We start from the raw sequence: 13,957 nt of genomic DNA, 5'->3' as shown, positions 1-13,957 counted from the left end.
AGGGAGGCGGTCGGTCCGCCGCCACTTGATCCGGAGGAGCGGTTCAGCGCTGGTACGCCGACGACAACCCCATCAGGTGCTGCCGTTGTGCCGACTCCAGGTACGGCGCCAATTGGTGCAGCACATGCTGTGCGCCGCGCAGCAAAGCAGCCTGGGCCTGCTCGGGTTCGAGCGCCCGGCGCGGGTCGCGCACGTATTCGTAGCTCAGCCAATAGGTCAGCAGCACCACCATGCTGTCGGCGGTGGGCTCCAGCTCGCGGTTGTCGATCTGCAGGGCGCCATTGCGCACCAGGCCGCCGAGCATGGCGCGGATGGCACGTGTCTTGGCCGCGAGCAGGGTTTGAAAGCGTGTCTCCAGCAACCGGTTCTTGGACAGCAGGTCGTTGAGGTCGCGGTAGAGGAATCGGTACTCCCAGATGCGCTCGAAGATCGAGTGCAGCAGAAACCAGGCGTCCTCCACATGACGCACACCGTCGGCCGCACCCAGCAATTCGTTGAGCGCGCGTTCGTAGCGCTCGAACAGCGAATTGATGAGCTCATCCTTGGCTGGGTAGTGGTAGTACAGGTTGCCGGGGCTGATGCCGAGTTCGGCCGAGATCAGCGTGGTCGAGACGTTGGGCTCGCCAAATCGGTTGAAGAGGTCGAGCGTGGTTTCGAGGATGCGCTCGGCCGTGCGGCGTGGTGCCTTCTTGGCCATGGCTCAGGCGCTCTGGGCGGGCTCGGGCAGGCGCCGCTGCAGCTCGTCGAGCACGTGATGCAAGCGATGGGCCACCGCGCTGTCGGCCGGGCGCTGTCGCGTGTCGATGAGGTGGCGCTGCGGATCGGCCAGTACCGCGTGGTCAATGGTGATGCCATGGCGCGCCAGCTGCGGCGCGAGGCGCCCGGCACGCAGGCGAAGCAAGGCGCGGGTCTGCTGATAGGCGTGCTCGGCCATCTCTCGCCGCTGGCGGTAGCTGAAGGTGTTGGCAAAAAACAGCTCGGCGTCGCGCTGGTCGGGTTCGATCAGCACGATGTCGGTGTCTGGGTAGCTGCGCGCGTACTGCTTGAAGCCCAGTTCCAGTCGCGAATGGATCATCGAGCGGAAGGTCTGGCTCATCACCACCGGCAGACCGCCTTCGACCAGCGCCGGGATGCGCCCCTCGTGCGTGGCGTCGGGGGTGGCGTGGTAGGGCACCAGGGGGTTCACGCACAGCAGCAGATCCACGCCTTCGTCGAGCGCCACCGTGGCGTGCAGCGTCTTCTTGAGCGCGCCGTCGACATAGTGACGCCCATCAATGGCCACCGGCGGGAACAGACCTGGCAGCGCCGCGCTGGCCTGGATGGCGCGCGAGATGGGCACATGATCCCAGCCGGGCTGGCCAAAGGGGGCCGCTTCGCCGGTGTCCAGCGCAGTGGCCACCAGGGTGAGCCGCGCGCGCAAGTCGGCGAAGCGGTTGGTGCGCCCTGGCATCGAGAACAGGCGCGCGATCTCGGTGTGGATGGCTTCGTTGTCGAGCACGCCGGTGGGCAATGCCGCGCCCAGGCGCTCCAACGATTGCGACAGCGCCTTGCCTTGCACCAGCCAGGCCCAGGTGGCACTGCCAACCAGTCCGGGCAAAGCGCGCAGACGCTGCGCGAATTCGCCCCAGGCCGGGCGCATCAGCCAGGCTGGATCGAAGCCGTCCAGGCGCGGGCGGTCTTCGATGAAGGATTCGCACAGGGCGCGTGGCGTGATGCAGTTGGCCAGCGCCGCTGCAATGAAACCGCCCGCCGACACGCCGACGTAGTGATCGCAGGCGTTGAGGTCCAGCCCCGTCAACGCGTCGTCCAGTGCGCACAGGGCGCCGATCTCGTAGATGGCGCCGAGCGGACCACCGCCAGCCAGGGCCAGGGCGATGCGTGGCGGGTGTTCGCGGCGAGGGCGTCGGGTCATGCGGCCGAGTGTAGGGGGCGGTCCGCTTCAGGCCTGTTGCGCTGCAACAGGCCTGGCGAGGGCATCAAGCGGCCTTTTTGGCAGCGGCCTTCTTGGCCGGCGCGCGCTTGGCAGGGGCCTTGGCGGCCGTGGTCTTGCGCGGTGCGGCCTTGCGCGCCGGCTTGCTTGCAGCGGTGTCCACGCCGCCTAGCTTGAGCACTTGCGCGTTCAGCGCGTCGATGCGGTCCATCAGGGACTCGACGTCACGGGCCGACGGCACACCCAGCTTGCCCAGGGCCTTGGCCACGCGCTCTTCGAACAGGCTCTCCAGCTTGTCCCAGCTGCCGGCGGCCTTGCTCTGGATCTCGTTGGCCATGGTGCTCACGCGACTGGTGGCCTCGCTGATGCGCTCTTCGGCCACGGCCTGCGTCTTGCGCTGGATCGACAGGCCTTCCTTCACCAGCGTCTCAAAGGCCTTGCCGCCTTCTTCCTGGGCCTTGGCAAAGGCGCCCAGACCGGCCAGCCAGATCTGCTGTGCCGAGTCCTTGATGGCGCCCGTCAGCGGCGAGGTGCCGGCGGCGCGCGAGGCGGCGGTGCGGCTGGAGCCGCTCTTGGAGACTTTCTTGACCATGCGGGGCACTCCTGAAGTGGGGTTGGCAAAAGCAGGGCGGACCCGAGGGCTGCCCACGGCGCGCATGGTGGCCCTGCGCGTGCGCCGTGTGTAGGGTCGGGCAACTAATCCGCACGCGGGTTTTTGCGGAATGTTGCCCCAGGGGCCGTGCAACAGAATCGGCACGACCATTGCCCATTTCACGCTCAGGAGCCCCCCATGCATTACTTCGTCACCGGTGCCACCGGCTTCATCGGCAAGCGACTCGTCGCGCGGCTGCTGCAACGCAAGGGTGCGGTGGTGCACTTCCTGATCCGTCGCGAAAGCGCGGGCAAGGTGGCGGCCTTGCGCGAGCACTGGGGCGTGGGTCCCACGCGTGCGGTGCCGGTGTATGGCGACCTGACCCAGAAACGCCTGGGCGTGTCGGCCGACGATGTGAAAGCGCTCAAAGGGCAGATCGACCACTTCTTTCACCTGGCCGCGGTCTACGACCTGTCGGCCGATGAAGAGAGCCAGGTGGCGGTGAACATCGATGGCACGCGCCACACGCTGGACTTTGCCAAAGCCATTGGCGCCGGGCATTTCCATCACGTGTCCTCGATCGCGGCCGCTGGCCTGTACGAAGGCGTGTTCCGCGAAGACATGTTCGAAGAAGCGGAGAACGTCGACCACCCGTACTTCATGACCAAGCACGAAAGCGAAAAGCTGGTGCGCGCCGAGAACAAACTGCCCTGGACGGTGTACCGCCCCGCGATGGTGGTGGGCGACAGCGAGACCGGCGAGATGGACAAGATCGACGGGCCTTACTACTTCTTCAAGCTGATCCAGCGCATGCGCCAGATCCTGCCGCCCTGGATGCCCAGCGTCGGCCTGGAGGGGGGGCGCATCAACCTGGTGCCGGTGGATTTCGTGGTGAAGGCGCTCGATCACATTGCGCACGGCAAGCGAAGCGGTGGCGAATGCTTCCATCTGGTCGACCCGGTGGGCTACCGCGTGGGCGATGTGCTCGACATCTTCAGCAAGGCCGCGCACGCGCCCAAGATGAACCTGTTCGTCAATGCGGCCCTGCTGGGTTTCATTCCCCGCAGCGTCAAGAAAGGCTTGCTGGCGTTGGCACCGGTGCGCCGCGTGCGCGATGCGGTGATGAAGGACCTGGGCCTGCCCGAAGACATCCTCACCTTCGTCAACTACCCCACGCGGTTTGACTGCCGCCACACCACCGCGGCCCTCAAGGGCAGCGACATTGCCTGCCCCAACCTCAAGGACTACGCCTGGCGCGTGTGGGACTACTGGGAGCGCCACCTCGACCCCGACCTGCACCGCGACCGCAGCTTGAAGGGCACGGTGGCGGGCAAGGTGGTGCTGGTCACCGGCGGCAGCTCGGGCATTGGCCTGGCCGCAGCGCACAAGTTCGCCGAGGCCGGTGCCATCACCGTGATCTGCGGGCGCGACCAGGACAAGCTCGACGAGGCTTGCAAGGAGGCCAAGCAGAAGGGCTACAGCTTCATTGCGTACCCGGCGGACATCGCCGACATGGCCGATTGCGACCGCTTCGTGCAATTGCTGATCGACAACCATGGTGGCGTGGACTTCCTCATCAACAACGCCGGGCGCTCCATCCGCCGTGCCATCGAAGGCAGCTACGACCGCTTTCACGATTTCGAGCGCACCATGCAGCTCAACTACTTCGGCTGCCTGCGCGTGACCATGGGCCTGCTGCCCGGCATGGTGGGCAAGCGCAAGGGCCATGTGGTCAACATCAGCTCGATCGGTGTGCTCACCAACGCGCCGCGCTTTTCGGCCTATGTGGCCAGCAAGGCCGCGCTGGACGCATGGACGCGCTGCGCCAGCAGCGAGTTTGCCGACCAGGGCATCACCTTCACCACCATCAACATGCCGCTGGTGCGCACACCCATGATTGCGCCCACCAAGATCTACAACAACGTGCCCACGCTCAGCCCCGAAGAGGCGGCCGACATGATTGCCCAGGCCTGCATCGACAAGCCGGTGCGCATCGCCACCCGCCTGGGCATCACCGGGCAGGTGCTGCACGCGCTGGTGCCTCGCATCGCCCAGATCGTGATGAACACGAGTTTTCGCATGTTTCCCGACTCGGCGGCGGCCAAGGGGGAGAAAGGCGCCAAGCCGCAGCTGTCGCCCGAGGCGATCGCGATGCAGCAGATGATGCGTGGTATTCACTTCTGAGCCGGCGTGCAGTTTCTGCCGTGCTGGTGCTAGCGGGTATGGGCGTTTGAGCGTCTCTAGAATCCACCGTCAACGCCCATCGCTCAACGCCGCACGCTGAACGCCCAACCGCCATGACCGACCACCCCGACATCACCTCCATCGCCCCGCGCGACCGCGCGGAAATCCTGGCGCAGGCACTGCCCTACATCCGCCAGTTCCATGGCAAGACCATGGTCATCAAGTACGGCGGCAACGCCATGACCGACCCGGCCCTGCAACAGGACTTCGCCGAAGACGTGGTCTTGCTCAAGCTGGTGGGCATCAACCCGGTGGTGGTGCACGGTGGCGGGCCGCAGATCGAGACGCTGCTCAAGCGCCTGGGCAAGAAGGGCGAGTTCATCCAGGGCATGCGGGTGACCGATGCCGAGACCATGGAGGTGGTCGAGTGGGTGCTGGCCGGCGAAGTGCAGCAAGACATCGTCGGCTTGATCAACCAGGCCGGTGGCAAGGCTGTGGGTCTGACCGGGCGCGACGGCGCCATGATCCGCGCCCGCAAGCTGCGCCTGGCCGACCAGGCCGATCCCTCGCGCGAACACGACGTGGGCCAGGTGGGCGACATCGAGAGCATCGACCCGGCGGCGGTCAAGGCGCTGCAGGACGATCAGTTCATCCCCGTCGTCAGTCCGATCGGCTTCGGCGCCCAGAACGAGAGCTACAACATCAACGCCGACGTGGTGGCGGCCAAGCTGGCGACCGTGCTGCAGGCCGAGAAGCTGCTGATGCTGACCAACATCCGCGGCGTGCTCGACAAGGATGGCCAGCTGCTGACCGAACTCACACCGCGACGCATCGACGAGCTGGTGGCCGATGGCACGATCTCGGGCGGCATGATTCCCAAGATTGCCGGTGCTCTGGACGCCGCCAAGAGCGGGGTCAACGCAGTGCACATCATCGACGGCCGCGTGCCGCATGCCTTGTTGCTGGAGGTGCTGGGCAACCAGCCCTTCGGCACCATGATCAAGAGCCACTGAGCCGACCATGCGGCTGTTGCTGGTCGAGGACGACGTCATGGTGGCCAGCGGCATCAAGCTGGGGCTGACCGACGCCGGCTATTCGGTGGACTGGGTGGGCAGCGCCGAACGCGCCGAGCAGGCCATCGACGGCGAGAGCTTTGACGCCGCCATCCTGGACATTGGCCTGCCCGGTATGAGCGGGCTGGAACTGACGCAGCACATTCGCGCGCGCGGACTCACCATGCCGGTGCTGATCCTCACAGCGCGCGACGCGTTGCGCGATCGCGTGCAGGGACTGGACCTGGGCGCCGACGACTACATGCTCAAACCGTTTGAGCTGCCCGAGCTGCTGGCGCGCCTTCGCGCCTTGCTGCGGCGCTCGCAGGCCGCCACCTCGGCGGTGTTGAGCTTCGGCCCGCTGGAGATGGACACTGCGCAACGGCGCGTGCTGCTCAACCGACAGCCGCTCGAACTCGGCCCACGCGAGTGGACGGTACTGGAGTACATGCTGCTGCAGGCGCCCAAGCCCGCGGCCAAGGACAAGCTGCTGGCCGCGCTCACCGGTTGGGACAAAGAGATCACGCCCAACGCGATCGAGGTGTATGTGTCGCGCCTGAGGGCCAAGCTCGAGCCTGCCGGCATTGGCCTGCGCGCGATCCGCGGGTTCGGCTATCGGCTGGAGATCGCCGATGCGGCTGGTGCCGGCGAACCCACCTGAGCGGGCCGTCGTTCGCGACATGATTGGCGGCCTGCAGCGCCGCCTGCTGGTCATGTTGCTGCTGACCATCGCCATCATCGTCTCGGTCAGCGTCTTCTTTCACTACCAGAGTGCCGGCACGGCGGCCTTGCAGCAGGATCAGCGCCTTCTGCGCCTGGTGCCGATGCTGGCCGACTCGGTGGTGGTCTCGCGCATTGCGCGGCGCGGTGAGGGCGGCGTGGCGGTTCCCGTCGAAGGCGACGCCACCGGACTGGGTGCGCTCGGCGGTGGCTCACCTGAGCTCACGTTGCTCATGGCACCGCAGGTGCAGGAGTTCCTGTCCGATCGGGATGGCTTTGCGGCCATCGGGGTGTTCAACGCCGAAGGCCGTCGCTTGTTGGGCGCACAGTGGTTACCGACGCTGTTGCCCACCACCGACGACCCCGAGTTTCTGAGCGTGGTCGAGGCCGGTGTCACCCACCGCGTGGTGGCCCAACGGGTCGCCACCGAGGCGGGCGACCTGATCGTGATGATTGCCGACGGCAGCGATGCGCGCCAGCACTGGCTCAGCAACGTGCTGCTGCGGGTGCTGCTGCCCAACCTGCTGTTGTTCGTGGTGGCGGCCGTGGTGGTCAGCTGGGGCGTTGCCCGTGCCCTGCAGCCGCTGATCGAGCTCAAGCAGGCGGTCGAGCGACGCTCGCCTCGCGATCTCAGCCCCATCGAGGAAGAGCAGACGCCCGCCGAAGTGCGTCCACTGGTGGTGGCACTCAACCGCCTGTTCTCCCGGGTGAACGAACAGAGCGAAACCCAGCGTCGGTTCGTGGCCGACGCAGCGCACCAATTGCGCACGCCGCTGGCGGGCCTGCAGGCGCAGGTCGAAGCCTGGGCGCAGGCCACGCGCAGCATGGGCGCGGGCGACCTGCTGAGCCTGCGGGCCGAACAGGTGCTGCGCTTGCGCGATGCCACGCGCAACACCACCCAGCTGGCCAACCAGCTGCTCGCGCTGTCGCGCACCGATGCCTTGCGCGACGACGATGCCGGCCTCGAGCAGATCGATTTGCGTGAGCTGTGCGAAGGCATCCTCGACAAATACCTCGACCTGGCCAGCGCGCGGCACATCGATCTGGGGCTGGACCTGGCACCGGCCCAGACGCTGGGCCACACCTGGTTGCTGCGTGAGCTGTTGATCAACCTGGTCGACAACGCCATCAAGTACACGCCCGCAGGCGGCAGCGTCACCCTGCGCTGCGGCCTGAGCCAGACCGCCGCCCGGACACACGCGTGGCTGGAGGTCGAAGACGATGGACCAGGCATCGCACCGGCCGAACGCGAGCGCGTGCTGCAACGTTTCTACCGCGTGCCCGGTACCGCCGCGGGCGGGCACGGCCTAGGCTTGGCCATCGCGGATGGCATTGCCAGGGTGCACCACACCCAGCTGCAGTTCGACGACGGGTTGAATGGTCGAGGGTTGCGGGTGTCGGTGCGCTTCGATGCGGTCACCCACTCGCCTGCCAGGCCGCGCCAATCCTGAGTAACCAGATGTAGCTGGCTGTGCGAGAATCCGCGGCGGAGACCACCGGCGGCCAACCCGGCGCCCACCGCAGCCCCTTCACGGACCGACAGGACAGCCATGACCTCTGCAGCGCCCGAGATGCCACCGCCCGATGACGCCGCCCTGGCGGGTACCACCGCCAGCGCTGCCGATGGGGGCGCTGATGCGCCATCCCGAAAGCGGCCCAAGCCCGGTGAACGCCGTGTGCAGATCCTGCAGGCGCTGGCCACCATGCTGGAGCAGCCGGGCGCCGAGCGGGTCACCACTGCCGCACTGGCGGCACGCCTGGAAGTCAGCGAAGCCGCGCTCTACCGCCACTTCGCCAGCAAGGCGCAGATGTTCGAAGGCCTGATCGAATTCATCGAGCAGACGGTGTTCGGCTTGGTCAACCAACTGGCCGAACGCGAAGCCGATGCCCTGGTGCGCTGCCGCAAACTGGTGGCCTTGCTGCTGCAGTTCGGCGAAAAGAACCCGGGCATGACGCGCGTGATGGTGGGCGACGCACTGGTCTACGAAAACGAGCGGCTGCAGCAGCGCATGAACCTGTTCTTCGACAAGATCGAGGCCACGCTGCGCCAGAACCTGCGCGAGGCTGCGGTGTTGACCAACACCAGCATGCCCACGGTCGATGCCCAGGCCGATGCGTCAGTCGTCACCGCCTTCTGCGTCGGTCGGCTGCAGCGCTACGCGCGCAGTGGCTTCAAGCGATTGCCAGGCGAGAGCCTGGAGCACAGCCTGGCGCTGTTGTTGCCAACCGGCAGACTTTGAGCTCAGCTCGCTCAGCAGCTTGTCAGGCTGGACGTGTTGCCGGACGCCAGCCTTTGCCCGGTTCGAACGAGGCAGTCGGCTGCCTCGCCCGTGGCCTCGGAGGTGTTCGCAGTCAGCGGACGTGCATGCATCTGTTTGTGGAAGTGATCGCGCGCCTGCCGCGGTGGGTTGGGCGACACAGGGCGTGATGGCTGGCCGCCAGGTGCTATGGCACGGGTCCCCTGCGATGGCCAAGCAAGAGTCTTGTCTTTGGCGTGCCACCCAAGGTGGACCTGGTCCCTTGAGCGCCCATATCAAGCGTGATTCCTTGTTGACCGCTCTTCAGGGCGGGTCGAAGCAGCTTCACTCTTTCGATCGGCGGCCGAATGGTGGAGAGACGTCATCTACACGTAGTCATCGGGCACCGTTGGCCCGCCCCCGGACGCCCTTCGGCCTAGGGCGCCAAGGCCTGGATTGCTTGGCGTGTCGAAGATCGCCCTGAGCTTGTTGTGTGCCCCACGCAGAGCTTGCTGCATCGGGTCCATCGGATCCACCGAGGCATCGATCACGCTTGAAGAAGTGCTGGTGAGCAAGTCGTTCGCTTGTTCGTAGGTCAGCGCGTCCAGCATGAACGCATTGCAGACCACGTCGGCATACGCATCAATCGCCTCCGGCCGTCCACTTCTGACGGCCTTGTCGATGGCGCACGTTTGATCAGACTCGATGGCGAGCAGCCATTCGTAGACGTCTTGCTGCGTCAGCGGCTCCACCCTGTCTGTGCCTCCCGGGAGCGGAAATCCAATGGTTGTACCGTGCGCAAATGCATGACAAATCGCTTCTCCAATTGCGTGTATTGGACTGGGCGCACCGACCTGCATGGCGTTGCTGAGATTGGTTCTTTCTCCATCATCCCCTAGCAGGACAAGCTTGCATTGCGCAAGATGTGGCTTGACTGTTTGCAACCAGCTTCTTAGCTTGGGAAGATGTCTGGGCGCCAGTCCATAAGAAAAAAGTTCTGAAATGATTGTCGGATGATAGGACTGGGACAGATTGGAGAATTTCAATGAAGACCGCACTTTGGCGGGCTTCTTTTGGATAGAGCTTCGCAGAGTCAGAGGGTTTTTGACAAGAGTCACTCGAAAGTGGGGAGAAGGACCAAACCAGTGATTGGTTTCTGCATGAGTGCAGTGGAAGTACGCAGGAATTTGCGTCACAGGATTGTGAAAAAGGTCTTCAAACGAGAAGAGTGGTTTGCATATCCTGTTCGTGTTGGGCAAATTTGGATCGAAGACCTCAATGATTGGTTGAGTGGCGTCTGTGGCATCCAGCCGCATGGCCATGGTATGTCGTTCGGTATGGAGAAGGGCGAATCCCTTCTTTATGGTTGAATGTCCCATCCATGCGAAGATATGCTCAACAAACTTCCCCCAGAAATCGCGGTGCACGACATAGTCGTATTTGGGTTGGAACATGAGCTCGACGAGTTCCTTGTCAAGGTTCATCTGTGCAATTGTCGGCAAGAAGTCGACATCAATCATTGCAGCGCGCGCATTTTCTCCATCAATGATTTCACCTGTCGCCCACTCGACGAGTTTGACCAGCGCCAAATGGCGGCAGACAACATCGATATCGGAGTTGGCGAATTTCACGATGCCATTGATGTCGCCGATGAGTAGCGCCAGTTTGTGCTCAGTATGTGTGTCATATTGTTGGCACTTGATCTCGAGGTCGAAACCCTTGCGCGCAGTTGCAGTGAAATTGCACCCGTGCGGAACGAGGACGGTTAGAGTTTTGCTATGGATGTCGTCCAGCGTTAGGTGGACCAATCGTTTTGTTTTGCGCAGATCAATGGTATTGCCCTTGAATCCGCGTGCGCGCAGAGCCTCGATGTCGGATAGGTGCGACAGCCACTTCGGCGTCGATCTCAATCGATCTGGAAGTGTCAGCGATGTGATTGGGTGGCCCTCAAATGCTCGGTAAACGGCGAATGCTTTGATTACCTCCGCAGGCATATACGCATTGAGGTGGGTGAGTGCGCTCAGGTCCATATCGGAGGTGTCATCGCTGGCCTTTTTGCTGAGCCAACTCCTCATCTCAGGTGTCAGCCGGGGCGCGTCAAACAAGGACTGCTGAAATTTCGAAACCACGTCGAGTCGAGCGCGTCGAGTGGCAATTGTTGATTCGTCATTCGGTCCTTGCGCGGCGCGCGCCGAATTACGGGGTCCTCTGGATTTCCTTCCATAGATGGGTCCTGATGAGCGATTCATTGAGTTGTTGGGTACTTCGACAGGTGTTTGAACCTGTCAGTGGGAGGGCGTCCTCTCACTTCTTGTCGTTGCCGAATGAATGATGGTCGCTTGATGGCAAGGATGTCGAGCCGCAGCCAAGACACATTCGAGATCAGACGATGATGAAAGAACCAATAGATCGGTTCATCGTTTGCTCCGCGCACGGTCTCGCATCAATGAGCACCTCTGAAGGGCAAACCATGGGCGGTGGGGGCGGCGGTGAGTGCGTGTGGCCGACCGCCTGAGTGCTCTGACCGAGGAAAGGGGAGGGCCTACTCCAGCGCGAGTAGGTCATCCGTTCTTGCCCGTCTACCAGACGAATTAGGGCTCGGTACCTAAAAACTTTCGTGTCCTGCGACCCGATGGCTTGCACGTTTGATCCGAATCTGGCTCAAAATAGCACGACCGTTCGTTTCTTTCCTCGTTTGCACCGAACCGATCACACCCGCATGACCGAACCGCTTGCCCATCGCCGACGCTCCGCCGCCACGCGCACCGCGCCGGGCACCAGCGCTCGCCAGGCTCCCAAGGGCCAGCAGACCAAGGCCGCCATCGTGGACGCCGCTCTCGGCCTGGCCACGCAGATCGGACTTGAAGGCCTGTCCATCGGAGCGTTGGCCGAGGTGATGCAGATGAGCAAGTCGGGCGTGTTCGCCCACTTCGGTTCGCGCGAAGAACTGCAGATCTCGGTGGTGCGTGAGTACCACACGCGGTTCGAAGACGAGGTCTTCTACCCCGCCATGAGCGCACCGCGCGGCCTGCCCCGACTGCGCGCCATGTTCGACAACTGGATGAAGCGCACCTCGGTCGAGATCGATTCGGGCTGCATCTACATCAGCGGTGCGGTCGAGTTCGATGACCGCCCCGGGCCCGTGCGCGACGCCCTGGCCAGTTCGGTCACCACCTGGCAGGACGCTTTGCGCCGCGCCATCGAGATCACAGTGGAAGAAGGTCACCTGCACGCCGACACGGACGCGTCACAAGCGGCCTTCGAAATCCACGGATTGATTCTGGCCTTGCACTACGAGGCCCGCTTCCTGCGCAGCCCTGGCTGCATCCAGCGCGCCCTGCGCGGCTTCGACGCCATCCTCGAGCGCTGCGGCGCGCAGACGGCGGTGCCGCGCAAGCGCTGACCCCTTTCCCCCTCTTTGCCGAAACCACAGGAGAGCATCCATGCCCGTCTACAACCCCCCGCTGCGCGACATGCAGTTCGTCATGCACGAGGTCTTCAACGTCGTTGACGAGCTCAAGGCCTGCCCGAACCACGCCGACATCGATGCCGACACCATCAATGCGGTGCTCGAAGAGGGTGGCAAGTTCGCCGCAGGAGTGACCTTCCCGCTCAACATCAGCGGCGACGAAGCGGGTTGCACGCTGGACAAGACCACCCATGAAGTGACCGCGCCCAAAGGCTTCAAGGAAGCCTACGCGCAGTACGTGGAAGGCGGCTGGCCCGCACTCTCGTGCGACCCGGAATACGGTGGTCAGGGTCTGCCCTTCATCGTCAACCAGTGTTTCTACGAGATGCTCAATAGCGCCAACCAGGCCTGGACGATGTACCCCGGCCTGTCGCACGGCGCCTACGAATGCCTGCACGCGCACGGCTCGCCAGAGCAGAAAGCGCTGTACCTGCCCAGGCTCACCAGCGGCGAATGGACCGGCACCATGTGCCTGACCGAGCCGCACTGCGGCACCGACCTGGGCATGCTGCGCACCAAGGCCGAGCCGCAGGCCGACGGCACCTACAAACTCACGGGTCAGAAGATCTTCATCAGCGCCGGTGAGCACGACCTGGCCGCCAACATCGTCCACCTGGTGCTGGCCCGCCTGCCCGACGCGCCCGTGGGCAGCAAGGGCATCAGCCTGTTCCTGGTGCCCAAGTTCAACGTCAAGGCCGATGGCTCGCTGGGCGATCGCAACGGCATCTACTGCGGCGGCCTGGAGCACAAGATGGGCATCCACGCCAACGCGACTTGCCAGATGGTGCTCGACGGCGCCGTGGGCACGCTCGTGGGTGAACCCAACAAGGGCCTGAGCGCGATGTTCGTGATGATGAACGCCGCGCGCCTGGGCGTGGGCAACCAGAGCCTGGGCCTGACCGAGGTGGCGTTCCAGAACGCGCTGGCCTACGCCAAGGACCGCATCCAGATGCGCAGCCTCTCGGGCGTGAAGGCCAAGGACAAGCCGGCCGATCCGATCATCGTGCACCCCGACGTGCGCAAGATGCTCTTGACGGCCAAGGCCTACGCCGAAGGCGGCCGTGCGCTGCTGATGTTCTGCACCATCCTGCTCGACAAGGAACTCACGCACCCCGACGAGAAGGTGCGCAAGGACTGCGCCGACTTGGCCGCACTGCTCACGCCCATCGCCAAGGCCTTCCTGACCGACAACGGATTCGAGGCCACCAACCACGCCATGCAGGTGTTCGGTGGCCACGGCTACATCAAGGAATGGGGCATGGAGCAGTTCGTGCGCGATGCCCGCATCAACATGATTTACGAAGGCACCAACACGGTCCAGAGCCTGGACCTGCTGGGCCGCAAGGTGCTGGGCAACAACGGTGCATCGCTCAAGAAGTTCGGCAAGCTGGTCGCCAAGCTGGTGGAAGAAGAGGGCGTCAACGAACAGATGGCCGAGTTCATCAACCCGCTGGGCTACCTGGGCGAGCAGATGACCAAGTTCACCACCGAGTTGGGCTTCAAGGGGCTGCAGAACCCCGACGAAGTGGGCGCGGCAGCGGTGCCTTACCTGCGCGTGGCCGGCCACCTGGTGTTCTCGTATTTCTTCGCACGCATGGCGCAGGCCGCGCTGCGCGCCATCAACGCCGGCAGTGACGATCCGTTCTACACCGCCAAGCTGCAGACCGCGCGCTTCTACTTCGCCAAGCTCTACCCCGAGACGGCCACGCTCATGCGTCTGGCGCGCTCGGGCAGCAAGGTGCTGATGGACACCGAAGCAGCGCTGGCCTGAAC

Annotated in this window: 11 protein-coding genes; 7 read left to right on the top strand and 4 right to left on the bottom strand. The window is 64.2% G+C overall.

Annotated features, from left to right (window positions below; all coding sequences use genetic code 11):
* Positions 1-43: 43 nt before the first annotated feature.
* The 3 genes from KF871_RS16900 to KF871_RS16890 form a co-directional block, all read right to left on the bottom strand.
* Positions 44-697 (bottom strand): TetR/AcrR family transcriptional regulator, encoded by a 654-nt coding sequence (locus KF871_RS16900; protein WP_291145204.1) that lies wholly within the window; start codon positions 695-697, stop codon positions 44-46.
* 3 nt (positions 698-700) lie between these two features.
* Positions 701-1,912, bottom strand: a complete 1,212-nt coding sequence (locus tag KF871_RS16895) for a patatin-like phospholipase family protein (protein ID WP_291145201.1) — start codon at positions 1,910-1,912, stop codon at positions 701-703.
* A 64-nt stretch (positions 1,913-1,976) separates the two neighbouring features.
* Positions 1,977-2,522, bottom strand: a complete 546-nt coding sequence (locus KF871_RS16890; protein WP_291145199.1) for a phasin family protein — start codon at positions 2,520-2,522, stop codon at positions 1,977-1,979.
* Positions 2,523-2,720: 198 nt separating this feature from the next.
* On the opposite strand from KF871_RS16890, the gene KF871_RS16885 reads away from it, so the two are divergent.
* The 5 genes from KF871_RS16885 (at position 2,721) to slmA (ending at position 8,718) form a co-directional block, all read left to right on the top strand.
* A complete protein-coding gene (locus KF871_RS16885) occupies positions 2,721-4,706 on the top strand; it encodes an SDR family oxidoreductase (RefSeq protein ID WP_291145196.1) in 1,986 nt (661 codons plus the stop codon).
* 113 nt (positions 4,707-4,819) lie between these two features.
* On the top strand, positions 4,820-5,719 hold the full coding sequence (gene argB / locus KF871_RS16880; protein ID WP_291145193.1) for an acetylglutamate kinase: 900 nt from the start codon (positions 4,820-4,822) through the stop codon (positions 5,717-5,719).
* 7 nt (positions 5,720-5,726) lie between these two features.
* Entirely contained in the window at positions 5,727-6,419 is a 693-nt protein-coding gene (locus KF871_RS16875; protein WP_291145190.1) for a response regulator transcription factor, read from the top strand.
* Entirely contained in the window at positions 6,391-7,929 is a 1,539-nt protein-coding gene (locus KF871_RS16870; protein ID WP_291145187.1) for an ATP-binding protein, read from the top strand. The genes KF871_RS16875 and KF871_RS16870 overlap by 29 nt, the downstream gene beginning before the upstream one ends.
* Positions 7,930-8,028: 99 nt before the next feature.
* Positions 8,029-8,718, top strand: coding sequence for a nucleoid occlusion factor SlmA (slmA, locus tag KF871_RS16865; protein WP_291145184.1), 690 nt, complete (start codon positions 8,029-8,031; stop codon positions 8,716-8,718).
* A 383-nt stretch (positions 8,719-9,101) separates the two neighbouring features.
* Here slmA and KF871_RS16860 read toward each other — a convergent pair whose 3' ends face one another.
* Complete coding sequence (locus KF871_RS16860) at positions 9,102-10,820, bottom strand: ShET2/EspL2 family type III secretion system effector toxin (RefSeq protein WP_291145182.1); 1,719 nt, start codon at positions 10,818-10,820, stop codon at positions 9,102-9,104.
* A 614-nt stretch (positions 10,821-11,434) separates the two neighbouring features.
* Between KF871_RS16860 and KF871_RS16855 the strand changes: the two genes are divergently transcribed.
* Together KF871_RS16855 and KF871_RS16850 are read left to right on the top strand one after the other, a co-directional pair.
* Positions 11,435-12,118 (top strand): TetR/AcrR family transcriptional regulator, encoded by a 684-nt coding sequence (locus KF871_RS16855; RefSeq protein ID WP_291145179.1) that lies wholly within the window; start codon positions 11,435-11,437, stop codon positions 12,116-12,118.
* A 40-nt stretch (positions 12,119-12,158) separates the two neighbouring features.
* A complete protein-coding gene (locus tag KF871_RS16850) occupies positions 12,159-13,955 on the top strand; it encodes an acyl-CoA dehydrogenase C-terminal domain-containing protein (protein ID WP_291145177.1) in 1,797 nt (598 codons plus the stop codon).
* Positions 13,956-13,957 lie beyond the last annotated feature (2 nt).

The sequence above is a fragment of the Hydrogenophaga sp. genome, assembly GCF_019635465.1.
GTDB lineage: Bacteria > Pseudomonadota > Gammaproteobacteria > Burkholderiales > Burkholderiaceae_C > Hydrogenophaga.
Note: the sequence above shows the minus strand (reverse complement) of the source record. Positions and strands in the feature narration are given on the sequence as shown.

Excerpts from the sequence above, each read along its gene's own strand:
- KF871_RS16900 (WP_291145204.1), bottom strand. The coding sequence starts at position 697 with ATGGCCAAGAAGGCACCACGCCGCACGGCCGAGCGCATCCTCGAAACC.
- KF871_RS16895 (WP_291145201.1), bottom strand. The coding sequence starts at position 1,912 with ATGACCCGACGCCCTCGCCGCGAACACCCGCCACGCATCGCCCTGGCC.
- KF871_RS16890 (WP_291145199.1), bottom strand. The coding sequence starts at position 2,522 with ATGGTCAAGAAAGTCTCCAAGAGCGGCTCCAGCCGCACCGCCGCCTCG.
- KF871_RS16885 (WP_291145196.1), top strand. The coding sequence starts at position 2,721 with ATGCATTACTTCGTCACCGGTGCCACCGGCTTCATCGGCAAGCGACTC.
- argB (WP_291145193.1), top strand. The coding sequence starts at position 4,820 with ATGACCGACCACCCCGACATCACCTCCATCGCCCCGCGCGACCGCGCG.
- KF871_RS16875 (WP_291145190.1), top strand. The coding sequence starts at position 5,727 with ATGCGGCTGTTGCTGGTCGAGGACGACGTCATGGTGGCCAGCGGCATC.
- KF871_RS16870 (WP_291145187.1), top strand. The coding sequence starts at position 6,391 with ATGCGGCTGGTGCCGGCGAACCCACCTGAGCGGGCCGTCGTTCGCGAC.
- slmA (WP_291145184.1), top strand. The coding sequence starts at position 8,029 with ATGACCTCTGCAGCGCCCGAGATGCCACCGCCCGATGACGCCGCCCTG.
- KF871_RS16855 (WP_291145179.1), top strand. The coding sequence starts at position 11,435 with ATGACCGAACCGCTTGCCCATCGCCGACGCTCCGCCGCCACGCGCACC.
- KF871_RS16850 (WP_291145177.1), top strand. The coding sequence starts at position 12,159 with ATGCCCGTCTACAACCCCCCGCTGCGCGACATGCAGTTCGTCATGCAC.